Annotated in this window: 19 protein-coding genes; 10 read left to right on the forward strand and 9 right to left on the reverse strand. The window is 60.5% G+C overall.

The window, feature by feature from the left end; all coding sequences use genetic code 11:
* Window positions 1-2: 2 nt before the first annotated feature.
* The 5 genes from DLM46_RS02955 to DLM46_RS02975 form a co-directional block, all read right to left on the reverse strand.
* Window positions 3-3,026 carry a type VI secretion system Vgr family protein gene (locus DLM46_RS02955; RefSeq protein ID WP_115099306.1) on the reverse strand — a complete coding sequence of 1,008 codons (3,024 nt, stop codon included), beginning with the start codon at window positions 3,024-3,026 and terminating at the stop codon, window positions 3-5.
* A 469-nt stretch (window positions 3,027-3,495) separates the two neighbouring features.
* On the reverse strand, window positions 3,496-4,674 hold the full coding sequence (locus DLM46_RS02960) for a Wadjet anti-phage system protein JetD domain-containing protein (protein WP_115099307.1): 1,179 nt from the start codon (window positions 4,672-4,674) through the stop codon (window positions 3,496-3,498).
* A complete protein-coding gene (locus DLM46_RS02965; RefSeq protein ID WP_115099308.1) occupies window positions 4,671-8,045 on the reverse strand; it encodes an ATP-binding protein in 3,375 nt (1,124 codons plus the stop codon). Before DLM46_RS02965 ends, DLM46_RS02960 begins: the two co-directional genes overlap by 4 nt.
* Entirely contained in the window at window positions 8,038-8,685 is a 648-nt protein-coding gene (locus DLM46_RS02970; RefSeq protein WP_115099309.1) for a DUF4194 domain-containing protein, read from the reverse strand. Before DLM46_RS02970 ends, DLM46_RS02965 begins: the two co-directional genes overlap by 8 nt.
* Before the next feature lie 2 nt (window positions 8,686-8,687).
* Window positions 8,688-10,142: a DUF3375 domain-containing protein gene (locus tag DLM46_RS02975; protein ID WP_115099310.1), complete on the reverse strand. Its 1,455-nt coding sequence runs from the start codon at window positions 10,140-10,142 to the stop codon at window positions 8,688-8,690.
* Window positions 10,143-10,426: 284 nt separating this feature from the next.
* Here DLM46_RS02975 and DLM46_RS02980 point away from each other — a divergent pair, with 284 nt between their 5' ends.
* Window positions 10,427-11,542 carry a Fic family protein gene (locus tag DLM46_RS02980; RefSeq protein ID WP_115099311.1) on the forward strand — a complete coding sequence of 372 codons (1,116 nt, stop codon included), beginning with the start codon at window positions 10,427-10,429 and terminating at the stop codon, window positions 11,540-11,542.
* A gap of 337 nt (window positions 11,543-11,879) precedes the next feature.
* Here DLM46_RS02980 and DLM46_RS02985 read toward each other — a convergent pair whose 3' ends face one another.
* Window positions 11,880-12,746: an AraC family transcriptional regulator gene (locus tag DLM46_RS02985; protein ID WP_115099312.1), complete on the reverse strand. Its 867-nt coding sequence runs from the start codon at window positions 12,744-12,746 to the stop codon at window positions 11,880-11,882.
* A 249-nt stretch (window positions 12,747-12,995) separates the two neighbouring features.
* Between DLM46_RS02985 and eat the strand changes: the two genes are divergently transcribed.
* Genes eat through eutC form a run of 3 tightly spaced genes read left to right on the forward strand, consistent with a single transcriptional unit; the run spans window position 12,996 to window position 16,631 of the window.
* Window positions 12,996-14,399: an ethanolamine permease gene (gene eat, locus DLM46_RS02990; RefSeq protein WP_115099313.1), complete on the forward strand. Its 1,404-nt coding sequence runs from the start codon at window positions 12,996-12,998 to the stop codon at window positions 14,397-14,399.
* Window positions 14,400-14,442: 43 nt separating this feature from the next.
* Window positions 14,443-15,837, forward strand: coding sequence for an ethanolamine ammonia-lyase subunit EutB (locus DLM46_RS02995; protein WP_115099314.1), 1,395 nt, complete (start codon window positions 14,443-14,445; stop codon window positions 15,835-15,837).
* Window positions 15,834-16,631: an ethanolamine ammonia-lyase subunit EutC gene (gene eutC / locus DLM46_RS03000; RefSeq protein WP_115099315.1), complete on the forward strand. Its 798-nt coding sequence runs from the start codon at window positions 15,834-15,836 to the stop codon at window positions 16,629-16,631. Before DLM46_RS02995 ends, eutC begins: the two co-directional genes overlap by 4 nt.
* Before the next feature lie 4 nt (window positions 16,632-16,635).
* Here eutC and DLM46_RS03005 read toward each other — a convergent pair whose 3' ends face one another.
* Both DLM46_RS03005 and adh read right to left on the reverse strand, forming a co-directional pair.
* Window positions 16,636-17,031 (reverse strand): DUF779 domain-containing protein, encoded by a 396-nt coding sequence (locus DLM46_RS03005; protein WP_115099316.1) that lies wholly within the window; start codon window positions 17,029-17,031, stop codon window positions 16,636-16,638.
* Between the two features lie 65 nt (window positions 17,032-17,096).
* Window positions 17,097-18,617: an aldehyde dehydrogenase gene (gene adh, locus DLM46_RS03010; protein ID WP_115099317.1), complete on the reverse strand. Its 1,521-nt coding sequence runs from the start codon at window positions 18,615-18,617 to the stop codon at window positions 17,097-17,099.
* Between the two features lie 346 nt (window positions 18,618-18,963).
* On the opposite strand from adh, the gene DLM46_RS03015 reads away from it, so the two are divergent.
* Window positions 18,964-20,007 carry a helix-turn-helix domain-containing protein gene (locus DLM46_RS03015; RefSeq protein ID WP_115099318.1) on the forward strand — a complete coding sequence of 348 codons (1,044 nt, stop codon included), beginning with the start codon at window positions 18,964-18,966 and terminating at the stop codon, window positions 20,005-20,007.
* A gap of 61 nt (window positions 20,008-20,068) precedes the next feature.
* On the opposite strand, the gene DLM46_RS03020 is transcribed toward DLM46_RS03015, so the two are convergent.
* Window positions 20,069-22,159, reverse strand: a complete 2,091-nt coding sequence (locus DLM46_RS03020) for a heavy metal translocating P-type ATPase (RefSeq protein WP_244305801.1) — start codon at window positions 22,157-22,159, stop codon at window positions 20,069-20,071.
* Window positions 22,160-22,273: 114 nt separating this feature from the next.
* Between DLM46_RS03020 and DLM46_RS40040 the strand changes: the two genes are divergently transcribed.
* The 5 genes from DLM46_RS40040 (at window position 22,274) to DLM46_RS03040 (ending at window position 26,195) form a co-directional block, all read left to right on the forward strand.
* Complete coding sequence (locus DLM46_RS40040; RefSeq protein ID WP_244305803.1) at window positions 22,274-22,477, forward strand: hypothetical protein; 204 nt, start codon at window positions 22,274-22,276, stop codon at window positions 22,475-22,477.
* Window positions 22,478-22,526: 49 nt separating this feature from the next.
* A complete protein-coding gene (gene cadR / locus DLM46_RS03025) occupies window positions 22,527-22,958 on the forward strand; it encodes a Cd(II)/Pb(II)-responsive transcriptional regulator (protein ID WP_115099320.1) in 432 nt (143 codons plus the stop codon).
* A gap of 135 nt (window positions 22,959-23,093) precedes the next feature.
* Window positions 23,094-23,294, forward strand: a complete 201-nt coding sequence (locus tag DLM46_RS03030; protein WP_115099619.1) for a hypothetical protein — start codon at window positions 23,094-23,096, stop codon at window positions 23,292-23,294.
* A 36-nt stretch (window positions 23,295-23,330) separates the two neighbouring features.
* Window positions 23,331-24,731 carry an ATP-dependent RNA helicase DbpA gene (gene dbpA / locus DLM46_RS03035; RefSeq protein ID WP_115099321.1) on the forward strand — a complete coding sequence of 467 codons (1,401 nt, stop codon included), beginning with the start codon at window positions 23,331-23,333 and terminating at the stop codon, window positions 24,729-24,731.
* A gap of 309 nt (window positions 24,732-25,040) precedes the next feature.
* Window positions 25,041-26,195 carry a pyridoxal phosphate-dependent aminotransferase gene (locus DLM46_RS03040; RefSeq protein ID WP_115099322.1) on the forward strand — a complete coding sequence of 385 codons (1,155 nt, stop codon included), beginning with the start codon at window positions 25,041-25,043 and terminating at the stop codon, window positions 26,193-26,195.
* Window positions 26,196-26,207: the final 12 nt, after the last annotated feature.

The raw sequence follows: 26,207 nt of genomic DNA on the forward strand, positions 1-26,207 counted from the left end.
CGTTAGTCCTCACCATCCAAAATGGCCTGTTTGATTTCCGGGTCATTAAATATGAGATGTTCGATCAGCGAGCGTTGGAATTCACTCGTATCCGCATTGGCGAGCGGTGCCGAGTTTGAGTTGATCGACGATTGAAGCGATTTTCCGTCTTCGCTCGCGCCGGCCTCGTCGGTTTCATGGGGTTGCTGATTCACGAGTTGAACAAAATCTGGAGACACTTCGGCCGCATGGTCGACTCCGCAACCGCAGTCGGCGTCGTTGTGTTCGGTCTTGAGCCAATCGCCCTTTTTTCCGAGCAGTACGCTTAGGGCTTCGGTGTTCGTGTGGAAGACGCGTTGCGTTGAGCCGGACTCATCGATCATCCCCTTTGCGATCACGGCACCGCTATCGCTGACGAACTGATAGGGAATCGCGTCCGTCATCCCCATGCGCTCCTGGAGTTGCTTGTCCAGCAAGACCTTCGTGCTGAAGTTAGCGGGAATCTGGCCGGGCCACAGGTTCTCCGAATCGGACAGCTGCGCGGGTCCTTCCCAATGGAAATTGCCGGACTTGAGGGTGATGCTACCCGGACAACCCAGCTCGATATTGCCGTTCGCAATCTTCACGTATGCGCCGCCGCTCGTCAGGGTGATGCCTTGTTTCGCTGCGATCGTGATTTGACTTTCGATACTATTTAGCTTGACATCCTGAGCCCCTGACAACGCCAGTTCTGCGTCGGTACTGCGTATCGTGAGATTCTTGAGCGCGCTCAGAGACATTTCATCGTTCTGGGCCTGGATGTCCACCTTGCCGCTCGACGCGAACATCTTGATGCCAGCCTTTTGCACGAACAGACTGATCTTTTCCACGACACTCAGTACGAGCGATTTTCCGGTAGCAAGGTAGGTGTCCTGCCCGCTAATAACGTTGATGTGCTGGTCCGCACCGATATGAGTCGACTGCGGAGTCGACAGTGCGATACCAGATGGACTGGCCATCAGCATGATGGGTGTCGAAAATCCGTTCGCGCTACCCGTACCGCCACCTGCGGTTCGCCCTCCAGTCGACTCGCGTCCTGGCACGCTACGCTGGCTTGCGTCGGTAAACTTTTTCAGAGCTTCGTGGCCCGCTCGGAGGCTTTCAGCCTGACCCGCGACACTCGCCTCGGACACCGCTTCGATGACGCTTTCCGCATTGATCAATTGCTCGCCTGCCGGCTGAGAATTCAAAGGTTGTCCCGCCGACGTGGGATGCGTCGAAACATACAAACCTTGTCCCGCCCGAATCGCACCGTAAGCGTCGGATTTCAGGTCGAAACCGCTGCCCAGAAAACCACCACGCGCGTTGTCCGAATGCTGGATCAGGTAGCCCAGGTGCAGGTGCGAGTTGTAGCTACTCGAGTACAGATGAACGCGGTTCTGGTTCGTCGCATCGTCCATCACAAGTTGATTGAAGCCGTTACCGCCATACTCTTTGGACCGATAACCCGATAGCAGGCCGTTCGAATGCCACTGGGGTTTCGTCGCACCGTTATACATGCGCGAGATCACCACTGGCCGGTCACAATCCCCGCCAATATGGTCGATTAGCACCTCCTCTCCAACTCGCGGCATATGCACGCCACCGTACCCGTTGCCCGTATCCGACTGCGCTACCCGCACCCAACACGAGGCCCGCTCATCACCGCTGTTTAGTCGATCCCAGATGAACTGCACCTTGATTCGGTTCAGCTCGTCCGTGTACACCTCCTCACCTTGCGGGCCGACCACGATAGCGGACTCAAGGTGCATCTCAGGCTTCTTGTGTTCGAACGCGCTGCGGTACGGGACTGTAACGCGCCGCGCCTCGATCTCCGTCAGGTAGAAGCCTTCGGAGCCATCGGCGTGCAAAACCTTGAACGTTTTATCAGCGGGGTGACTCGCCCGCACCTCATCGAGTGTGCCCTGCAGGCTATGCGGGAAGGTTGGCCCCTGATCGCCCACCGGCAGGTTGTTAGCAATCACCCACGCCGTTTCAATTACCGCAAACTCTTTCTGACGCGCCTGATCGCGATCGTGGTCCGGATGGCCGTTCAGGATGAAACGGCGTCCCGCGTCCACCCGACGCACGCCGCCTACGCCGACAAACCGTTTGGCCCGCGACTCCCATTCCTCCATCCGGATACCAGATAGCTGATCGCCGCGGTCCTGTTTCGCATACGTGTATGCGCCGGTGTACTCGTACACCTCGGCCTGGTCCGGCAGGCTGCCCTGGTTGGGCATCGTCGGCACGTTCGTGCCCTTCGGGTTGAACTGTGTCGACGGACTCTTGTAGTCGAACGTGCGGGTGGTGAGCATCGTGCTCTGCAGCGTGCGCGTGCCGGACCACTGCGTGAGCGCGTCGGTCTCGCTGTCTGTGCCGGCGCGGTAGAACGTGACCGCTTCCGGAGACAGCGCATCGAGCGTCTGCAGCCGGTCGGTGATCACCAGCGTATGCGACTTGCCGTCCTGCGCCTGCTGCCAGAATCCATACAGTCCTTCGGACTCCAGCAGCCGGTGCACGAAGTTCCAGTCATCCTCGTCCTGGCGGCAGTACGAGCGCGAGGGAAGCGGTTTCGACAGCGCGAACTGAAACAGCCCCAAGGCTTGGGGATGCATGTTGAAGACGTCCGTGATTGTCTCGTCAGCGCTTTTGTCCTGCCAGATGCGCTGATCACGCCGGAACTTTAGGAAGTGCATCCACGAGGCGAAGCCGAGCTGGTAGCTCGTCAGGCCGCTGTTGGAGCCCAGACGTCGGGCGGTGTGCACGTAGCCGTTGTGTGGGAGATAGGACTTGTCGGTCTGCTGGATCCACAGCGTCACCGGCTGCGCGATTAGCGTCTTGAGCTCGACGCTGCCCGTGGTGGACACCACGTCGACGGTGAACTCGAAGTGACGGCCCAGACGCGAACTGCCGACGACACGCTGGGGAACCAGCGTGTTGGAGGCCAGCGGGGTGTCGAGTTTTAGCAGGCGGTCAGTCTGGGACAGCCCGCCGTTGATTGTGCTGATTAGGTCCTGCGCTCCCATACCCCGATCCGCCTTTCTTATTCAATACGCGCCCCCGCGTTATCGCGGCGATTCTACAAAACATTTCTGGAGGAAGGCAAATTAATATCGCATTTAAAATGTCAAATCTATACATATTTTAGCCAAAACGGATTAATGAGCCTTGCATTTCGGAAAATATTTCTTGTTCTATTGATTGCCTTGGACCGCCATGAAATATTTCCCTATCTGCAATAAAAGCACGCCGCACAAACGCTAACTTGTCGATTGGAGCTCTGAGATCGCAAAAATGCGCTATTCGTCTAAAGGGGCTGAGCGAAGGACATTTACGAGCTGGACAGCACAGAGCCACAACATCTGATGGTTAACCGCGCCACACCGTCAACACGGGCTCCGCTGACGGATACACTCGCACCGTCCGATCGCCGGTTGCGTCAAGGCGTGACGAGCGGAAGGTCAATCACGAAAGAATGTCGCAAGACCTCGGCGCTCACCCCAACTTGCAGAGCGCCGCCTCAACCCACCCAAAGCTGACCTTCTCCTGCTCCAGCCGCAGATTCTTGCGCAAACGGTTATCGCGCAGATCGTCGTATAACGCCTCTTCATCGCGATTGAGGCGAGGCAAATCCCGCAACGTCTGTTTGTCCTCCCGATCCCATTGCGATTCGAACGCCAAAAGCGTTTCCCGGTCCATCAAGAACGATTCGACGTGATCGAACTGATGGCGCAGTTGATCGAGAATCGCAAACCCATGCGTGTCTATATCGCCCCAGTAACAAATGCGCCGACGCGAAAGCCAGTTGGCGTTTGCGAGCATTTCAAAACCATATCCTGCGCCGAAGACAACCATGCTGTCGTCAACCGGCGGAAAAGCCAGAAAATTAATCTCGTTCTCAGTGATAAAAATCCGGCTAACCTCGAGGTTCAGGCGAGCAAAACTGGCGGCGTCCAGCGTGACGTCCTGCTCGGCGCTGGCGGGATGAAATAGCGCCTTCTTCGCATCCAGCACGCGGAAGCGGATACGCAACGGTTTTTCTCGTAATCCATAGCGCGCTGCGAACTGGCCGATACCGGATCGTGCGGAATCCACTGTTTCCGCGGGCAGTACGACGTCCAGCAATTCCGAAAGCACACCGCGATAGGCCTCGATGAATTTGGTGTGCACGTTTGCGATATCAATCTGCCGCAGATATACATCGGGACGCGGATGCCGCTCGAGCCAAACGCACACATCCAGCAGCCGCCCCCACACCTCAGCAAGTTCAAGCGCCCTTAGAGGTCTCTTCGCGAGCCACGGAACAAGGCGCGGCTCGCGCGCACGGGTCACATCCAGCAACAATGCGAACCGTGCCGCGTCGCGTTGTTTTCCAATCAACGCGACGGCATCCTCGAATGAGTCGATCCAGACTTCAACGGGCAGCGCATTGGTGCCGAAAACTCGATGCCGAAACTCGCGCATCTCAAGGCGGCAATGCGCCATTGTCCTGAGCGAACTACTCCATTGACGAATGTCTTCGAAGCGCTCTGTGATCTCAGCAGACGTAGGGCCTTTAAGCACGAGGCGCTTCGGAAACAACGACGCTCCTGTTGCGACGCCGGCGAGCAGTTCACCTCGCTCCCAAAGCCTGCTGACCTGCGTGCGCAGATCGGCCGGTGTGGTCCAACTCACGTTTCGCTCCTGCCTTTTTCTTCGCGGTACTCCTCGATCGACAGATTGCGCAGCCTCGATTCGCGCCCCTCCTTATTGTCGACAAACCCAACGCTGGCAACAAACGGCTCGATGATATAAATCTTCTGCAGCGGGGTGACGATCAGCAACTGCAGGTTCAACTGGGCAAACAGCCGCAGACCGTATTGCGCGGACTCGTCGGATCCGCGGCCAAATGCTTCGTCAATAACGACGAAGCGAAACGAGCGCGAGCGCACGGCACCCCACTCGAGACCGAACTGATAAGCAAGACTCGCGGCCAGGATCGTATAGGCGAGCTTTTCCTTTTGCCCGCCTGACTTGCCACCAGAGTCGGAGTAGTGCTCATGCTCGCTATCATCTTCGCGCCAACGTTCGCTGGCGGCGAACACGAACCAGTTGCGCACGTCAGTGACCTTCGCCGACCAACGACGATCCTGCTCCGTCAGCCCCTCGCGCCCGCGGAATCGCTCGATGATCTGTTTGACTTGCAGAAATTTGGCCTCGGAATACTGCACGTCTTCCGAGCCTGTGAGTGTGCCTTCGGTACACGAACGCAAGTCGCTCTGAAAGTCACGAATCTCTGCGTCCTGGCTCAACTGCGCTTCCAGAACGATATAGCGGCCGGCGTTGTAGTCGATTTGCGTCAGCGATTCGTTGATCAACGCGATCCTCTCTTTGATCGTCTCGCGCTCGCGAGCGAGTTGCGACTGGAAGTTGGCCACTTCACGAATGGTGTTCTCATTGAGCAAATCTTTGAAGCGGGCTTCGAAGCGCGGCAGATCGTCCGCTTTCAATGTCTCCAGCATTGCGCGATATTCTGCCGCTGCTTCAATGGCGACATCCACTTCCTGCGTCTCAAGCGGGAAAGCAGTGCAGTAGGCCCGCATGGCGTCGATGATCTTGTCGCGCTGACGCGAAACCTTCTTTTCTTCAGCGTCGATATTGTCCTGCAGCCATTTGCGCATATCGCTCTCGCGATTGTCACAGGATTCAACAGTCAGTTGGTGCTTGCCGAGCACCTCGGACCACAGATCGGCGAGCCGGGTGAAGTAAGCCGTGTGAGTCGCGTAAGCCGGGTCGTCGAGAATCGCTCGGGTATGCGCGTGTAGATCATGCGCAATGCGCTGCCGCTCTTCGGTACGCGTGCGCTCCGCTTTGTGCCCATCGAGTTGCGTTTCGATGTCAGCGAGAGCGGTGCTGACTTGATTCAGACGCTGGGTCAGTTCTTGCAACAGGTCTGAGGCCGACTCCAGCCGAGTCTTCTCTTCGCGCAACCCGGCGATTTCTACTGCGACGGCGTGCCAGTCGAGCTCGCGATAGTCCGCATGTTCGTTGAGCAGCGACAGCGCGTTCAGGCGTGTCTTCAATTCACTTTGCTCTGTCTGAATCCTGCCGATCAGCGCGCCCACTTCGCTCAGGTGTGCCGCCAACTGTCCGGATTGCGCTTCGAGCGCCTGAATCTTTGCCGTATTGGTCCAGCCCAGCACGTAGCGCCGGCGGTCGTCCAGTCGATGGCGATCGTCTTTCTCATGCCGTTCGCCCGGCGCCTTGATCTGACCGGCGCGTGTAATGGCACGTGTTTCGCGGCGGAATTGCTCCTGGGTGTCGCAGCAGACAACATTGAAGCGCTGCGCCACTTCGTATTCGAGCCAGTCGTAAAACGGCGAGTCGGGTTTCACGGAGAGCTTTCGGGCCAGCGAGTCCCGATGCAGTTCGGCGCGCTCACGTCTTGCGGATTGCCGGACCCGGAAATAAACGAGTCGCCCTTTGAGGTGGGTCCTGTCAACCCATTCGGTGACAGCGGCGTAGTGTTCATCGGATACCAGAAGCGACAGGCCGAAACTACGCAGCAGGCGCTCGGCAGCGCCCTCCCAATCGCGCTCATCTTCGCGCACTTGTAGCAATTCGCCGGCGAAGCATACGTCTGCTTCGGGGAGCGCGAGGGCGTTGCACAACGCCACGCGCATCGCGATCTGTTCCGCCGGGATATTGCTGCGCCGGCTCTTCAGACTGTCGATCTCCGCCAACAGCGCGTCATGCTCCTGTCTGCCTGTGCGGAAACTGACGCCGTGTTCGGTCAGGTCGTTTTGCAGACGTGCTTCGTCCGACTGCGCGGTTTCGACACGCTCGGCGAGGCGCCGGCGCAGCGCAAGAAAGGCAGGTTCGTCTTCAGGAACTCGCTCGCCGGCCATCTGCGCGAGATCGTCGAAACGCTGCGCTTTCTGCCTGCGCCGAGTGCACTCCGCATCCTTCGATCGAATCTCGGCCTCCAGCCGCTCCAGCCGGTCTCCACCATTTTCGGCAATATTGCGCCGCAGTTCGCCTTCCTCGATACGCTGCGCGGAGCGCATTGCGTCGAGTCGCTTGACATGAGCGTCCTGTCGCTCCCATTCCGCGGCGAGATTCTCGATTCGTCGGTCGAGCAAACCGAGCTTGAGGTCGGCGGCATACGATTTAAGCGCCTCCCGGCAGGCCCGTAGATCTTCGACCTGCGATACCAGCAGCGCGTGCCGCTCGCAATCCTCGACGAGAGGACTCAGCCGCTCCATCTGCCTCTTGGCTTTTAACACCGCTTCATGGGCGCGATTCAGGTCGTCGAAGTGGCCAATTAGCGCAGTCATGCGCGGCGCGACATCGAACGGCTCGAGCATGTGGCTACGGACAAAATCCGTCAGATTGCCCACCGACTTCATCGACACCGTTTGATGAAACAACTCCAGCGCCTGCTCGTTCTCGATCCCGAAGCGCCGACGGAACCATGCACCGTATGGCGGAAAACTGTCGAACACTTCTGCGCCGAGCGCTCGCAGCTTTTTGCGTAGACCGGAGATGTCCGGTCCGAAGTCGGCGAAGTCTGCCGCAATCGACAGCGCCCGTTCCGCGCCGACGAACAGCCGCGCGGGTTGGCCGTGCGCGTCTTTCATCCAGAACACCTGAGCGAGCGTGACGGTCTGGTCATAGCCTGCATTGTGAAAGCGGCCGAGAATCACCGAATAGCTGTTGTGGTCCCGCAAAGGCACCGGCTTGGCCGTGCCGCTGGCTTCGTTGCGTTCCGACTTGTAATGGCCGAGCACGTACGAGCGCAGCGTGCGCTCCTTGCTGTCGGCGCCCGCAGCCTTGTTGTAGGCGATGCGATGCGCGGGAACCAGCAGCGTCGTCACGGCATCGACGAGTGTCGATTTGCCGGAACCGATGTCGCCCGTCAACAGCGCGTTCTTGCCGTCGGGGTTCAGCGTCCACACCCGGCGGTCGAAGGTCCCCCAATTGAAGACCTCCAGTTGATGCAGGCGAAAACCGGACAGTGCGTCGTCGGCGACGAAATCGAGTCCGGGCAGTTGCATGTCAGTCATCTGCGTTCCTTGATGCTGCCGTGCCGAGTTGCGCCTGATAGGCCGCGAGCCGTGCGTCGAAATCGGCGAGCCACTGGGCGTCGACAAACGCCTTGAGAATTCGCTGTACTTCGAACGCGGTGGCTTGCCCCTCTTGCTTGCCGGCGGCTGGTTTCAGCTTACGCAAAAAACCGAGTTCGATGATCTTGTTTATATGCGTATCGATCTGGTCGATCAGCTTGGCCTCGTTGCTGCCTGCGGGTAGAAATACGCGGACCATTTCCACAATCTGCTCGCGCGTGAGAATGAGCCGTGTGTCTCCACCGCCGGCATCGGACTCGGCGAGTTTCTTGCGTAGCAACGCCAGCATCAGGCTCACTGGAAAAGACAACGGGCGTCTCGCGACAAGGCGGGGCAAGGCAGGCGAATCGTCATCGTCGTTATCGGGGCGTGAGCGCAGGAACGCATAGCCCTCTGCTTCGTCGAGCACCAACTCGAGATTCAGCACCGTGACGTAATCCCTTACGCGGGATTGCAAGTCGAGCAGCGCGCTCCAAAGAGCCGTATCCGCATCCCGGTAAATCACGCCTTTAAGCAACGGAATCAGAAGGCTCGACAGATCGTGCGTCGAGACTGTTGCATCGTGTTCCTGTTCCTGCATCTTTATCTCACGAAAATGACTCGCGGCAGGCTCGCCTGCCGGGTCCGTTGTTCGCCGCTGTCCTTCTGGCTACTCCAGACGATCGTTTCGCTGACCTGCTCGTCCACCACAGTGCTGAATGTGTCGCCGGCAAGTTGCAGGTAGGCGACCAGTTCAGCTAAACCTTGTTGCAGAGGCTGGATGTCGCAAAGCTCGCGCAGCGTCACTTGCGAGCGGTCCTGCAGGACATGGCGGATATGCCATGCCAGTCTGGCTTTGTCGACTACGACCTGGGAGTACAACGCCGCGGCGTCGATGTCGGCATCGCCGGCCTCGATGGCGATGGCGGCGATGCGCGGTTTGAGGCTCGGGGCATAGAGTGGTCGCTCCATCGGCAGTTCGATTTCGGCTGCCGTGTCGGCGATGGTCATGACCTCCCCGGCTGGCGGCGTGTCTCGCAAGGCCAGCGCTTTAGCTTCCACGCCATGCAGGATATCCATGATGCGGCGGTTTTCGAGCCATGCCTGATCGTCGAGAAAGCGCCGCAACTGCTGTGATAGAAATGCGACGGTACGCTGCGTGTGCTCCCCCGCTTCCAGCCAGTCATAGTGAACGCGTCGTGTACGCGCGTCGGGCTTGAGTTCCGCCACGGGCGGGAGCGCCAGCACGCGGTCGAGCAACACGGTCAGTTCTTCCTGGCGACTGCTCGACATCAGAAAGTCCCAGAACGCCCTGAAGCTCCGCCCCTGATCCGAGTCGGCGATCGCATCGCGCTCGCCCATGATTTCCTCAAGCAGTTCGCCTTTTGCTCCGTCCCACAGGGCAATACGCTCACGCACCCGGCGATCGAGACCACGGAAATTGTGTTCGACTTCGCGGAAATCGGTCAGCAGTTCACGTGCGATCGCTGTGAACTGCTGGAAGCGATCTTTCAGCGCGGTGTCATCCAGAATCGAAATGTCACCGGCCTCTGCACGGGCGATCTCCGCATCGATCTCAGCGCGGCGCTTATGTAGTTCGGCAAGCCGTGTCTCGGGGTCACTTTCGCTGCCTTCACTCATCTGTTTGAGCAATTCGAACAAAGTAAGCAAGCGCGATTCAGTGCCGACGAAACTACGTTCGGTCAATGTGCCAAGCCACGCAATGGCCTTTTCTGTAGCGGGAGTGAGATCGAAATGCGGTTCGTCCGAATCCTGACGATAAAACTTGCGAAGCCAGCCTTTGTCGTTGGCGGCCCAGTCGTTAAGGTAATCGGAAGCCGCTTTGGGGAATGTGGTGGGACCAAGCTGTTCGCGCAAAGCATACAGTTCGTCTTCCAAAGCTTCGGCTAGGTCCGCCTGCGATATCACGCGTACATTGGGCGCAGTGAAAGTTCGATGAAGAAAGCTTGCCACGAGCGGCGCGTGGTCCGATCGCAGCAGCCGCCATGCCGGATGGTTCTGGCGTAGTGCGTCGAGCGTGGAATAGTCGAAGTTCATGGCGCGAGCGTTGGAAAAGCGGAGACGGTCGGGGTCGCAAACCGCGATGATAGTCCACGTTTCTGGTCGCCGAGGCCCACAAAGGCTCGGCGGACGACTATGTTGGGGCTCTTGCCCATGATGTTGCCCGCCTAAACCTTGTCACACCACCCCATCCAATCCCGCTCGACAATCAGTCGCACGCAACAAATCTATGGCGCTAAGCGGCGAATAACACCATTATTCTCCGTATTTTTTGCGGAGAATAATTTGTATGTGCATGGAAAATAGATCATAATCTCCGCATGAATAGCGGAGATTGGTTGTACATCTGGGAAGCCCCTGAATGGCCTGCATGGCGTTACGACTTGTCACGCCTCGCGGAACCGCTCTCGGAAGTCTCCCGAGCCCAAGGTCTATTGCTGGGGCGTCTTGCCGATATCGGCATGGCGCTACGGGGCGAGGCCAGTCTTGCCGCGCTGACTGAAGACGTCGTCAAAACCAGCGAGATAGAAGGCGAACAGCTCGACGTCGCATCGGTGCGTTCGTCGATAGCTCGCAGGCTCGGTGTAGAAATTGGCGCGCTCGCGCCCGTCGATCGCCATGTCGAAGGCGTCGTGGAGATGGTGCTCGACGCCACGCTGAAATGCTCGGCCGAGGTGTCGCGCGAGCGTCTGTTCGCATGGCACGCCGCGCTTTTTCCAACGGGGTTCAGCGGCATGTCCCGCATCAGCGTCGCCAACTGGCGCGACGATTCCAAAGGGCCGATGCAGGTCGTTTCCGGCCCAATAGGTCGTCAGAAGGTCCACTTCGAGGCGCCGCCCGCCAGACGTCTCGATCTGGAAGCAGACCGCTTTCTCGCCTGGCTGAATAACGATTCATCCGATCCACCGGTACTCAAGGCTGGGCTCGCCCACCTCTGGTTCGTCACACTGCATCCGTTCGACGACGGCAACGGCCGCATTGCAAGAGCCATCGGCGATTTGTTGCTGGCGCGTGCCGACGGCAGCCCCGAGCGTTTCTACAGTTTGTCGGCACAGATCCAGCGTGAGCGGAACGATTATTACGACATTCTCGAGCGCACTCAAAAAGGCACACTCGATGTCACCGAGTGGCTCGCCTGGTTTCTCGGTGCTTTGCATCGCGCAGTCGACAACGCCCAGCTCACGCTGAACGTCGTGCTGTCGAAGGCACGTTTCTGGCAGCGCTGGGCAGGCGCGCCTTTAAACGAGCGGCAAGTCAAACTGGTGAGTCGCCTGCTCGAGGGTTTCGACGGGAAGCTAACCAGTAGCAAATGGGCTGCGATTGCAAAGTGTTCGCCGGATACGGCATTGCGTGACTTCGGCGAACTGGTCGCGTTAGGGATGTTAAAAAAATCGACAACGGGGGGGCGCAGCACGTCATACGACTTGGCAGACTGAGGGCCACATAAGTTAACCCACTTATCCACACCCCCCTCTGGACAACATTTGTAAAAGCCACCTGACACCCTGTGAGCGAAACTTTGATAAAAACCCAACCTCGCAATTCCGAGCAAAAGTTGTCCCTGGCTCCGTGCCCCTGTCCGCCCATGCTCCGCAGGGTTATCGATTCAGCAGACCTTTGATCCGTAAAAGAAGATTGAAGTTATCCACAGCCAGGCGCGCTGCTTGTTAACTATTACTACGTATACATATACAAAGACTATAAAAACCAGAGAGGCAGCAGCGAACCGCGCTGCACAAGGGGGCACAAAGCGGGCACGGAGCCGGCAAAGCATCAAACCAACGGCAAACAAATCTCCGTCAACAGATCCAAAGGCGCGGTCTCCTTCGGGCTATTCAGATATTCCTCGAACACCGGCGCATCCGCAGCTTCACTTCCCGACTGCACCAGCCACGTTCCATACAGCCACTCATACGCCGCACGCATATCGCTATACGGCCCCTTGTGCCGCAGCACCGCATATCGACCGCCTTTCACATGCACCACAGCAACCGGCGGACTGACCGTCACAGCTGCCTGTACCGGATGCGGCAACAGCACGCCGGCTTTCGACCGCAAATCGCTTTCCGCCACCACACCCGGATCGTCGTAGTAGATCCCGATCATTCGTATCTGCGCCGCCAACAGATTGTGTTTCGCCAGCCAACCGAACAAACCGTCGTACGCTTTGCCGATCTGCATATACGGTCCAACGTGATCTACCGCCAGAATCTCCATCGGCTCCACGTCACGAATCACCACTTCATGCATCGTCATTTGCTTGTCTCCTGAAAGCGCCGGGCGAAACCGGCTATGTGTGCCTTGCTTGCGATACTGCGCCGGTGGCACGCCAAACGCCGCCCGAAAGGTCCGCGAAAAAGACTGCAAACTGCTGTAGCCGGAGCGTTCGGCGATTTCCGCGATCGGCATCGCGCCATTCGCGAGGTATCCAGCCGCGCGATGCAGCCGCAAGCGCCGTACGGTGGTCGCCACGGTCTCGCCGTACATCGCCTGGTAGATCCGGTGCCAGTGATAGGGCGACAAGCAGGCGATTTCCGCCAGACAATCGATATCCAGCGGCTCGTCCAGATGATCGTAAATATGGTCGAGCACGCGGCCCAGCCGCGTTTCATAGCGTGCCCGATTGCCTGATTCGTTCATGAGCCAACCCACAGAAGTTTGCTAAACGGATGCGGACAAAAGTACCACGTCCCCATTTACCAAATCCTGCGGATTTCGCGTACCGCGGGTCGGTGCATGTAAGCGTCCGCTGACACGTGTGCGGTCTGAAAATTGCCGAATTTCGATAACACCTCGATTAATGGCTCACTACCATCGGCTGAAGCCTGTCCGCCCATGCACCGCAAAACCTTGCGGCATCGAGCAAGCGGCAACATCAGGGAGCACCCGATGAATTCAGAAGCCAGGAATCAACACGTCGGTAAGGTCACGCATCACGAGTTGAAACAGACGCTGGGTACGTGGCAACTATGGGGGATCGCGGTCGGTCTCGTCATTTCGGGCGAGTACTTCGGCTGGAGTTACGGCTGGGCGAGCGCCGGCACGCTCGGCTTCGTCATCACGGCGGTTTTTATCGCGGCGATGTACACCACCTTCATCTTCAGTTTCACCGAACTCACCACGTCGATTCCACATGCGGGCGGCCCGTTCGCCTACGCGCGCCACGCGTTCGGTCCGACCGGCGGTTATCTGGCAGGCGCGGCGACGCTCGTCGAATTCGTATTCGCGCCGCCCGCGATTGCACTCGCGATCGGCGCGTATCTGCACGTGCAGTTTCCCGGCCTCGAGCCGAAGCACGCGGCAATGGGCGCGTATCTCGTCTTCATGGCGCTGAATATTGTCGGCGTGCAGATCGCCGCGGCCTTCGAGTTATGCGTGACGCTGCTCGCGATCTTCGAATTGCTGGTGTTCATGGGCGTCGTTTCGCCAGGTTTCCAGTGGACCAACTTCACGAAGGGCGGCTGGTCGGGCGCGGATACCTTCAGCATGGGTTCGTTCCACGGCATGTTCGCGGCGATCCCGTTTGCGATCTGGTTCTTTCTCGCGATTGAAGGCGTCGCGATGGCGGCCGAGGAAGCGAAGAACCCGAAGCGCTCGATTCCGATCGCCTACGTGACCGGCATCCTGACGCTGGTGGTGCTCGCCATCGGCGTGATGGTGTTTGCGGGCGCGGCGGGCGATTGGACCAAGCTGTCGAACATCAACGACCCGCTGCCGCAAGCGATGAAATTCATCGTCGGCGAACATAGCGGCTGGATGCACATGCTGGTGTGGCTCGGCTTGTTCGGGCTCGTCGCGTCGTTTCACGGCATCATCCTCGGCTACTCGCGCCAGATCTTCGCGCTGGCTCGCGCGGGTTTCCTGCCGGAGTGGCTCGCAAAGGTGCATCCGCGCTTCAAGACGCCGCATCGCGCGATTCTCGCGGGCGGCGTGGTCGGCATCGCTGCGATCTACAGCGACGAGCTGATCCAGTTCGGCGGCCAGACGCTGACGGCGAACATCGTGACGATGTCCGTGTTTGGCGCTATCGTGATGTATATCATCAGCATGCTGGCGCTGTTCAAGCTGCGTCGCTCGGACCCGAACATGGAGCGTCCTTTCCGCGCGCCGCTGTTTCCGTTCTTTCCGGCGTTCGCGCTGGTGGCCGCGGTGATTTGTCTGGCGACGATGGCCTACTTCAATTTCCTGGTGGCCATCGTGTTCGCGATCTTCCTCGCGCTTGGCTACGTCTACTTCCTGCTGACGCGCCATCAACGCGAAACGGCGCCGACGGACGCTTTGCTCGAAGAGTGACGGATCGAGCCGCTGCTTAGGCAGCGGCGATGGAGTCGTAAAGATGAGCTATACCGAGACAATCGGCAGCCGCACCTATCGTTTCGCCGACCTGAAAACGCTGCTCGCGAAGGCGAGTCCGCAGCGTTCGGGCGACCAGCTGGCAGGCGTCGCGGCGGCCAGCGAAGAGGAGCGCGTCGCGGCCAAGATGGCGCTCGCGCAGGTGCCGCTGCGCACGTTTCTCAACGAAGCGCTGATCCCGTACGAAAGCGACGAGGTCACGCGCCTCGTGATCGACGATCACTCGCCGCAAGCGTTCGCCGAGATCGCCCATCTGACCGTCGGCGATTTCCGCAACTGGCTGCTCAGCAGCACGACCGATGCCGACGCGCTGACGCGTATCAGCGCCGGCCTCACGCCGGAGATGGTCGCGGCTGTATCGAAGCTGATGCGCAATCAGGACCTGATCGCGGCTGCGCGCAAGCGCCCGGTGATCACGCGCTTTCGCAACACGGTCGGCTTGCCGGGCCACATGTCGGTGCGCCTGCAACCCAATCATCCGACCGACGACGTCAAAGGGATCGCTGCATCGATGCTCGACGGCCTGATGTACGGCTGCGGCGACGCGATGATCGGCATCAATCCCGCCAGCGACAATCTCGCCGCGATTACCACGCTGCTCGTGATGATCGACGACTTCCGCCAGCGCTATCAGGTGCCGACGCAATCGTGCGTGCTGACTCACGTCACCAACACGATCGCGGCGATCGAAAAAGGCGCGCCAGTCGACCTGGTGTTTCAGTCGATTGCCGGCACGGAGAAAGCGAACGCGGGTTTCGGCATTTCGCTCGCGCTGTTGCAGGAAGCGTATGAAGCGGGCTTGTCGCTCAAGCGCGGCACGGTCGGCAATAACCTGATGTACTTCGAAACCGGCCAGGGCAGCGCGCTGTCGGCCAACGCCCATCACGGCGTCGATCAACAGACGTGCGAAGTGCGCGCCTATGCGGTCGCACGCAAGTTCAATCCGTTTCTGGTCAACACCGTGGTCGGTTTCATCGGCCCCGAGTATCTGTATGACGGCAAGCAGATTACCCGCGCCGGTCTCGAAGACCACTTCTGCGGCAAGCTGCTCGGCGTGCCGATGGGTTGCGACATCTGCTACACGAATCACGCGGAAGCCGATCAGGACGACATGGACAACCTGCTCACGCTGCTGGGCGTGGCGGGCATCAACTTCATCATGGGCATTCCGGGTGCGGACGACGTGATGCTCAACTATCAAAGCACCTCATTTCACGACGCGCTGTATGTGCGCGAAGTGCTCGGCCTGCGCCGTGCACCTGAATTCGAAGAGTGGCTCGAGTCGATGCAGATCGCCGATGCGCGCGGCGCATTGCTCAGCGCATCGACCCAACAACCGCTGCTGGAAGGCGCGCGCGACTGGATGGGCATCGCATGAGCGACTTCCTCGAAAAGAATCCATGGAATGCGCTGCGCCAGTTCACCAATGCGCGCATCGCGTTGGGACGCGCGGGTAACAGCTTGCCGACCGCACCGCTGCTGGCGTTCAACCTGTCGCACGCACAGGCGCGCGACGCGGTGCATCATCCGCTCGATACCGAGGTGCTGCACGAACAGTTGCGTGCGCAGAATTTCCGCACGCTCGACCTGCACAGCGCCGCGCCCGATCGCGAGCATTACTTGCGGCGTCCCGATCTCGGCAGGCGCTTGTCGGAAGAGAGCCGCGCAGCGCTCGCCCAGGTTCCGTCCGAATCACCCGATGTGGTGTTCGTGATCGGCGATGGCCTGTCGGCGTTCGCTGCATCGAAGCAATCGATTCCTTTGCTGCAGGCCGTCTGTCCGAAACTCACCGATTGGAGGATCGGCCCGGTGGTGGTCGCGCGGCAGGCGCGCGTCGCGCTAGGCGACGAAATCGGCGAGTTGTTGGGCGCGAAGCTGGTGGTGATGCTGATCGGCGAGCGGCCCGGTTTGAGCTCGCCCGACAGCCTCGGCATCTATCTGACGTACGCGCCGAAAGTAGGCTGTAGTGACGCGCAGCGCAACTGCATTTCGAACGTGCGGCCTGAAGGTCTGAACTACGCGTTGGCCGCGCACAAATTGCACTACCTGCTGACGCATGCAAGGCGCTTGGGACTGACCGGCGTCGGTCTGAAAGACGATAGCGACGCGGCGCTGGCGCACACGCCCTCGGCACCCGCAGTCGGCGACGATTCAAGTTCAGACGCGTCATAGAAACTCACGCATCCGCCCGTTCCACCGGATGCGTTTCCAGCCACGCGTTCTCGTCGTCCTCAAAGAGGCGTGAACGCGTCAGGAATCGCAATCCACTGGGTCTTTCCAGAGAAAACATGCCGCCGTTGCCCGGCACGACGTCGATGATCAGTTGCGTGTGCTGCCAATACTCGAACTGCGATTCGCTCATGTAGAACGACACGCCGGCGATTGTCCCGAGCTTCACGTCGGATGAGCCGACCATGAATTCGGCTTGCGGAAACATCATCGGCGCGCTGCCGTCGCAGCATCCGCCGGATTGGTGAAAGAGTACTTCGCCATGCTCGGCACGCAGCGTGTCGATCAACGCTGCCGCGGCAGGCGTTGCGATCACGCGTGAGACTTCCTTTTCATCAGCCATCACATTCCCCCGCTGAAAAAAGAGCGAGCCGCGCAATGCGGCCCGCTCGAACAGGATCGTTGCGCTTAGAAGAAGCCGAGCGGCTTCTCGCTATAGCTGACGAGCAGGTTCTTGGTCTGCTGATAGTGATCGAGCATCATCTTGTGATTCTCGCGGCCAATGCCGGATTGCTTGTAGCCGCCGAACGCCGCATGCGCCGGATACGCGTGATAGCAGTTCGTCCACACGCGGCCTGCCTGGATCTGCCGGCCGAAGCGATAGGCACGCGTGCCGTCGCGCGTCCACACACCGGCGCCGAGACCGTAGAGCGTATCGTTGGCGATCTCCAGCGCCTCTTCTTCGGTTTTGAACGTGGTCACCGACACCACCGGCCCGAATATCTCTTCCTGGAAGATGCGCATCCTGTTGTGGCCGCGGAACACGGTCGGCTTCACGTAGTAGCCCTTGCTCAGTTCGCCGCCCAGCGTGTTGCGTTCGCCGCCGATCAGGCATTCGGCGCCTTCCTGCTTGCCGAGATCGACATACGAGAGGATTTTTTCGAGCTGTTCCTGCGAAGCCTGCGCACCGATCATCGTTTTCGTATCGAGCGGATGACCCTGCGTGATCGCGGCGACGCGCTTCAATGCGCGCTCCATGAAGCGATCGTAGATTTTTTCGTCGATCAGCACGCGCGACGGGCATGTACACACTTCGCCCTGATTCAGCGCGAACATCGCGAAGCCTTCGAGCGCCTTGTCGAAATAGCTGTCGTCCTGATTCATCACGTCGGCGAAGAAAATGTTCGGGCTCTTGCCGCCGAGCTCGAGCGTCACCGGAATGATGTTCTGGCTCGCGTACTGCATGATCAGGCGGCCCGTGGTGGTCTCGCCGGTGAAGGCGATCTTCGCGATGCGTTTGTTCGACGCGAGCGGCTTGCCGGCCTCAAGGCCAAACCCGTTGACCACATTCAGCACGCCCGGCGGCAGCAGGTCCTGGATCAGTTCGATCAACACCAGGATCGACGCAGGCGTTTGCTCGGCGGGCTTCAGTACGATGCAGTTCCCCGCAGCCAGTGCCGGCGCGAGTTTCCAGACCGCCATCAGGATCGGGAAATTCCACGGAATGATCTGGCCGACCACACCCAGCGGTTCGTGAAAGTGATAGGCGACGGTGTCGTCGTCGATCTCGGAGATGGAGCCTTCCTGCGCGCGCACGGCGCCGGCGAAATAGCGGAAGTGGTCGATCGCGAGCGGAATGTCGGCGGCCATGGTTTCGCGCAGCGGCTTGCCGTTGTCGATCGTTTCAGCGACGGCGAGACGTTGCAGATTCGCTTCCATCCGGTCGGCGATGCGGTTCAGAATGTTCGCGCGATCGGTCGTCGAGGTCTTGCCCCACGCAGCTTTCGCGCGGTGAGCTGCATCGAGCGCGAGTTCGATATCCGCCTCGCGTGAGCGCGGGATAGAGGTAAACGGCTCGCCGGTGATCGGCGATATATTGTCGAAGTACTCGCCTCCGACGGGCTTGACCCATTCACCGCCGATAAAATTCGCATACTGCTTTTTGTACGGGAATTCGGTGGTCAGAAATTGCATTTCCGCGTGATTCATCTGTGTGCTCCTCACATGTTGAATGGATTGTATTCGGCGCGATATTTCGCTTGGCCGCGAGAGGCTAGAGCCAGAAGTGTGCCAATGCACCGCACTGGTGAGTCCTGCTCGTGCAACAGGCACTGTTGCGACGCGTCGCACGATGCGCTGTTCAATCCGCGAAGGATGAACGTCCCACTTGTGTCGCGCTTGTGCCTCGCTTGTGTCCCGTTTCTGATCAGCATGCGCAGCGTTGTTCACCAAATGAACAGGGCGTTGACGCTTCTCGCCACTGTATGCAGCGAATGCGTTCGGCATGGGAATTGCCTTCTTTTTGCCTTCGATATTCAGTTCTCGTAGATCCGGTATGGCGATTGAACTCCAAAGCGACACCTTCACTGACCGGCCCCCAGCGTCGCAGCCGAGCTTTTGCGTGCACACCTGCGTGGCTCACGATGCCGACGAACAGGCGCGCAATCTCCACGGCTGGAGCCAGACCTACGACCAGTTGACCGCGGGCCGCTTTGTCGGCGGGTTGACCGAGTTGTGTCTCGATCACATGCAGGTGTTCGTCGAAACGACCAGTCACACGCTGCGGCAAACCTGCGAGGTGCAGGAAGGCGCCTACTGGTTCGGCATTCCCACGTGCCCGACAGGCTCCGGGCGGATCGACGCGCAGTTGATCGCGGGCGACGCGCTCGCATTTCGTCCGGGCGGCATCGAGTTCGAACTGCTGACGTCGGCGGGTTACGAGATTTTCGGCGTAGTGGTGAAGGGCGAAGTGCTGCGCCGTTACGCGGCCGAAGTGGAGCGCATCGGCTTGGCGGACCACTTGCCGAATACTGAAGTCGTGCCGATCGGCATGGCGAGGAAGGAGCGGCTTTGCGCTTCGCTGCGCCGGCTTCTCGACGACGGCGCGGCGAGCGCCGCGCCGCTATCTTCGTTCGCGCGCAACAATTTGCAGGCGTCCGTGCTGGCGTCGCTGTTCGACGTGGGCGCGTTGCCGGGCTCGGAGCTGGTTGCGATGCCTGCGCGTCCGCGGCGTCAGTCAATCGTGTCGGAGGCGCGTGAATATGTGCTCGCCAATCGCGATCGCGCGGTCAATGTGCCGGAGTTGTGCGAACGGCTGCATGTGAGCCGGCGCACTTTGCAGTACTGCTTTCAGGACGTGCTCGGCATGGCGCCCGCCACCTATCTGCGCACGATCCGGCTAAACGGCGCGCGCCGTGATTTATGCAACGCGTCGCGCGAGTCGCGTTCGGTGCAGGATGTGGCCGCGGCGTGGGGCTTCTGGCATCTGAGCCAGTTCGCCACTGATTATCGGAAGCTGTTTGGAATGCGGCCTTCGGATACGTTGAAGGCGGCGATCAATGGCCGCACCCAAACCGACAGTGGTTCGTTCGCTCACTAGCCCATAAGCGCACTAGCGTGTAACGGCAGCGTTGCCGCGAAATGCCGTAAGGCGGTGGGCCTCACTTGCGCAACAGGCGCAACCCGTTCGCCACTACCAGCAAACTCGCGCCCACGTCGGCGAACACCGCCATCCACATCGTGCCCAGGCCCATGACCGTCAGCACGAGGAAAACGGCCTTGATGCCCAGCGCCAACGCAATGTTCTGAACCAGCACGGCACGCGTCGCCTTCGAGAGCCGTACGAACAGCGGAATCTTGCGCAGGTCGTCGTCCATCAGCGCGACGTCGGCGGTTTCGATCGCGGTGTCGGTGCCCATTGCGCCCATCGCGAAGCCGATATCGGCGCGTGCGAGCGCCGGCGCGTCGTTGATGCCGTCGCCGACCATCCCGACCATAGCGCCGTCCTTCGACCAGCTCGCCACCGCGTTCAGCTTGTCTGCCGGCAACTGATCGCCGCGCGCTTCGTCGATGCCGACCTGCTGCGCGATCGCCTCCGCTGTGTGCGGGTTGTCGCCAGAGAGCATCGCGGTCCGCACGCCGAGGCGATGCAAATCGGCGATGGCGGCGCGGCTCGTATCCTTCACCGTATCGGCGACGGCAAATAACGCCAGCACACGTTCGGCATCCACCAGCATCACGACCGTTTTGCCTTGCCGTTCGAGCTTGTCGAGGCACGCTTCGAGCGACGCTGAACAGCGGCCGAGTTCTTCGACCAGCCGATGATTGCCGAGCCAATACGGCAAACCGTCGATATCGCCGCGCACGCCGCGTCCCGCCAGCGCTTCGAACGCATCGACCGTCGTGCCCCCGACGCCTGCGGCGTTGGCCGCTGCCGCGATCGCCATCGACACCGGATGATCCGAGCGGCCAGCGAGACTCGCCGCGAGCGACCGGCAACGGGCGGCATAGACATCGGCCAGCACTTCGAACTCCGTTTGCACCGGTTTGCCGTGCGTGATCGTGCCGGTTTTGTCGAGCGCGAGCCAGCTCAGCTTGCGGCCCTGTTCGAGGTAGACGCCGCCTTTGATCAGGATGCCGTGCCGTGCCGCCGCGGCGAGGCCGCTGACGATCGTCACCGGCGTCGAGATCACCAGCGCGCACGGGCAGGCGATCACCAGCATCACCAGCGCTTTATAGATCCACGCCTGCCACAGGCCGCCGAGCAGCAAGGGCGGCAGCACCGCGACGGCAAGCGCGGCCGCGAATACGATCGGCGTATAGACGCGCGCGAACTGGTCGACGAAACGTTGCGTCGGCGCTTTGGCGCCCTGTGCTTCTTCGACCGCGTGAATGATGCGCGCGAGCGTCGTGTTGCTGGCCGCCGCCGTCACGCGATAGTCGAACGAGCCGGCCTGGTTGATCGTGCCGGCGAACACTGCGTCGCCAATGGTTTTGTCGACGGGCAAACTTTCGCCGGTGATCGGCGCCTGATCCACGCTCGAGCGGCCCGCGACGATTTCGCCGTCGAGCGCAATGCGTTCACCCGGCTTCACGCGAACCACGGCGCCGGGCGCGATCGCCTTGAGTTCCAGCGAACGCCAGCTCCCGTCGGCCTGCTGCACGCTCGCCTGTTCGGGCGTCAACTGCATCAGGCCTTTGATCGCGTTGCGGGCGCGGTCGAGCGATTTCGCCTCGATCAACTCGGCGATCGTGAAGAGGACCATCACCATCGCGGCTTCCGGCCACTGGCGCAGGATCAACGCGCCGGTCACCGCGATACTCATCAGCGCGTTGATATTGAGGGTGCCGTTGCGGATCGCGAGCCAACCCTTCCTGTACGTGGTCAGGCCGCACGAGGCGACGGCGAGGATTGCCAGAGCCGCCGCCAGCCAGGCGGGCGCGCCGAGCCAGCCGGCGACCTCCGAGCCCACGGCGGCGAGGCCTGCCAGCGCCAGCGGCCACCACGGCCTGGACGGCGTGTGAGGCGCGACAGCGGACGCCGGGTTTGCGTTTGAACCTGCGTCTGGCTTGGCGTCGGCGAGTTCGGGCGTGAAGTCGAGCGAGCGCAGCGCGGCGAGGATGGTGCCGAGCGCGTCGGGCGCGTGCACGACCGTCAAGACCCGCTGCATCAGGTTGAAATCCATGCTGCGCACGGCCTGCATGCGGCTGAACTTCTTGCGGATCAGCGCTTCTTCGGTCGGACAGTCCATCTGCATGATGCGGATGGCGGTGCGTACATCGCTGCCGACGGTTTCGGATTGTGGGAGCCGGCTCGAGAACGGCGCAACGGACGCGCTCCCGCAGCAGGCGTCGTCGACATGGCTATGGGCGTGTCCATTCGCGTGAGCATGCGCTGGGTGGTCGTGGCTGCAGGTTTCGCCGTGGCTGTGGGCGTGTCCGTGCTCATGGACGTGCTCTTGAGCATGCGCTGTCTGCCCGTGGGCACAGGCTTGGCCGTGTTCGTCGAGTTCGGTTTCGGCGTGGTTGGCGTGCGGCATGGTGGCTTCCTGGTTCGATTTGTGGTCTAGTAAACACCTTGAAGCCACTACAAGGTCAAGGCCGCAATCTGGAGGCTCCATGAAAATCGGCGAACTGGCGAAAATCGCCCATTGCACGACCGAAACCATTCGTTTCTACGAAAAAGAGGGCCTGTTGCCCGAAGCGGAGCGCACCGAGGCGAATTACCGCAGCTACACGGCGAAGCACGTCGAACGGCTGCGTTTCATCCGCAATTGCCGTGCGCTCGACATGACCCACGACGAAATCCGTGCATTGCTGCGTCTGACCGACGCGCCGGCGGACGGCTGCGGCGGCATCAATGCATTGATCGACGAGCACATCGCGCATGTCGACACGCGCATCGACGAACTGAAGCAACTGAAAGTGCAACTGACCACGTTGCGCGAGCAATGCCATGGCGAACAGGCGGTCGAAGACTGCGGCATCGTTCAGGGCCTCACCGGTATGGAAGTGAGCGCGACGCGGGCACGGCATACGCATCTGGGCTAAAGCGCTTCATCCTTCGCCACCGCGGTATTGAGGTCGGTATTGACGCCGGTAGTGACCTCGGTCATGACCCCATTCACGGCTGGGCCGCTCGTACGGCCTCGCCAACACACCATCGAATCCAGTTGGAGAATCAACGTGTTTACCTGTAGAAACCAGTCCTGCGGCGCGCAGTGGGAGCAGTCGGACGTCGTCATCAAGAACGAGGGGCAGGGGCTCCTGTTCCGTTGTCCGATGTGCGGCGCGCGCAATTACGTCGAGCGTTTCGACGCAGATGATGGCTCGGTGCTTTACGAGCAGCTCGAAGGCCGTCCCAACCTTGGCCCCATGGCCGATTAATCCTTAGCCTTCAGCCTTTAGCGAGCCATCGAGAATATGAACAGTCCCACCACCGCCGGCGCACCGTTCAGCGAGCTGCCCTTGCCGCCGGCGACGCTCGCCAATCTGACGCAGCTCGGCTATGTCGAGATGACGCCGATCCAGGCCGCCAGTTTGCCGATTGCGCTGGCCGGCCACGATCTGATTGCCCAGGCGAAAACCGGCAGCGGCAAGACCGCGGCGTTTTCGCTGGCGCTGCTCGCGCGCCTCGACGCCCGCAACTTTGCCGTGCAGGCGATGGTGCTGTGCCCAACGCGCGAACTCGCCGACCAGGTCACGCAGGAAATCCGCCGCCTTGCGCGTGCTGAAGAAAACATCAAGGTGCTTACGCTATGCGGCGGCACGCCGATGCGTCCGCAGACGGCCAGCCTCGAACACGGCGCGCACATCGTGGTCGGCACGCCTGGCCGGATCATGGATCACCTCGAGCGCGGCAGCCTGCCGTTGCAGGCACTGAACACGCTGGTGCTCGACGAAGCCGACCGAATGCTCGACATGGGTTTCTTCGACGATATCGCCACAGTCGTGAAGCAATGTCCGAAAGAACGGCAAACGCTGCTGTTCTCCGCGACGTACCCCGAAGGTATCGTCAAGCTCAGCCAGCAATTCCTGCGTAATCCGAAGGAAGTGAAGCTTGCCGAGCGGCACGACGACACCAAGATCCGCCAGCGCTTCTATGAAGTGACCGAGGATGAGCGTCTGCATGCGGTCGGTATGTTGCTGAATCACTATCGCCCGGTGAGCACGCTGGCGTTTTGCAATACCAAGCAGCAGTGCCGCGATCTGCTCGACGTGCTGCGCGCACAAGGTTTTCATGCGCTGGCGCTGCATGGCGAACTCGATCAGCGCGAACGCGATCAGGTGCTGATCCAGTTCGCGAACCGTAGCTGCTCGGTGCTGGTCGCCACCGATGTCGCCGCGCGCGGTCTCGACATCGCGCAGCTCGAAGCGGTGATCAACGTCGACGTGACGCCGGATCCGGAAGTGCATGTGCACCGCATCGGCCGCACGGGCCGGGCCGATCAGGAAGGCTGGGCACTGAGCCTCGCCAGCATGAACGAGATGGGTCGCGTGGGCAGTCTCGAACAGGCGCAAAAGCGCGACGTCGAGTGGCACAAGCTTGCGGATCTGAAACCCGCCAGCAACGAGCCGCTGCTGCCGCCGATGGAAACGCTGCAGATCCTCGGCGGCCGCAAGGAGAAGATCCGTCCCGGCGACGTGCTCGGCGCGCTGACCGGTGAGGCGGGTTTCGCCGGTTCGCAGATCGGCAAGATCAACGTGACCGAAATGTCGACCTATGTGGCGGTGGAGCGCAGCATCGCGCGCGACGCGGTGCGCAAGCTCAGCGCCGGCAAGGTGAAGGGCAAGAAGGTCAAAGTCCGCATGATGGACGAGTAAATCCGCGTCGAACGGCTGCGCTCGCCGGGTCGCAGCCGTTCGGGTTCATCACATTACGTCATACCTCTGCCGTCTTCCGCAATCTTTCGGCGGCCTCGTTTCTTCCTTCAAAGTCCCGATTTCATTGGCTTCGCTCGCGTCCGCGCCGGTGCGGCATTGCGCCAGTCATGAGGTAAACGCATGCCGCGCATGACAAAGTTTCGATTGTGACGGTTCTTTGGCTGGTGCCTAATCATCGAACCGGATGGGACCGCCGCGCAGCTGGCCGGCCGCCAATCCGCTGCCGGATGGAGAAAGGGAGAACGCCTTATGCAGAGCGCCTTGCAAGCCCGCTCGAAACTGCCTGATGTAGGCACGACGATTTTTACCGTGATCGGTCAATTGGCCGCGCAATACGAAGCATTGAACCTGTCGCAAGGCGCGCCGAATTTTGCGCCGGACGCGAAGCTGGTCGACGGTGTCGCGCAAGCGATGCGCGCCGGCCACAACCAGTATGCCCCGATGGCCGGCATCGGCGCGCTGCGCGAAGCGCTCGCCGGCAAGGTCGAGGCGCTGTACGGCGTGCGTTACGACCCGGCCAGCGAAGTGACCGTGATCGCCAGCGCCAGCGAAGGCCTGTACTCGACGATCAGCGCGCTAGTGCATCCCGGCGACGAAGTGATTTACTTCGAGCCCTCGTTCGACAGCTACGGACCGATCGTGCGCCTGCAAGGCGCGCGGCCGATCGCAATCAAACTATCGCTCGAGGATTTCCGCGTGGACTGGGACGAGGTCGTAGCCGCGATCACGCCGAAGACGCGCATGATCATCATCAACACGCCGCACAATCCGACCGCGACAGTATTCAGCGAGGCGGACGTCGCCCGGCTGAAGGCCATCACGCGCAACACTGATATCGTGATCCTCGCCGACGAAGTCTACGAACATGTGGTGTTCGACGGCGCCAAACATCAAAGCATGGCTTGCGACGCCGAACTGGCCGAACGCAGCGTGATCGTGTCGTCGTTCGGCAAGTCGTATCACGTGACTGGTTGGCGTGTCGGCTATTGCCTCGCGCCCGCCGCGCTGATGGACGAGATCCGCAAGGTCCATCAGTTCATGGTGTTTTCCGCCGATACGCCGATGCAATACGCGTTCGTCGATGCTTTGGCCAATCGCGAGAGCTACCTCGGCCTGTCCGCGTTCTATCAGAAGAAGCGCGATCTGCTGGCGCACGCGCTGCGCGAGTCCCGCTTCGAGTTGCTGCCGAGTGAGGGCAGCTTCTTCATGCTCGCGCGTTTTCGCGGCTTTTCCGATGAAAGCGACAGCGACTTCGTGCTGCGCCTGATTCGCGACGCGCGTGTCGCGACGATTCCGTTGTCGGCGTTTTATACCGACGGCACGGACTCCGGTTTGATCCGTCTGAGCTTCTCGAAGGACGACGCGACGCTGATCGAAGGTGCGCGGCGTTTGTGCGAAATCTGATGAACGCGGCAC

It is taken from the genome of Paraburkholderia lacunae (assembly GCF_003353175.1).
GTDB lineage: Bacteria > Pseudomonadota > Gammaproteobacteria > Burkholderiales > Burkholderiaceae > Paraburkholderia > Paraburkholderia lacunae.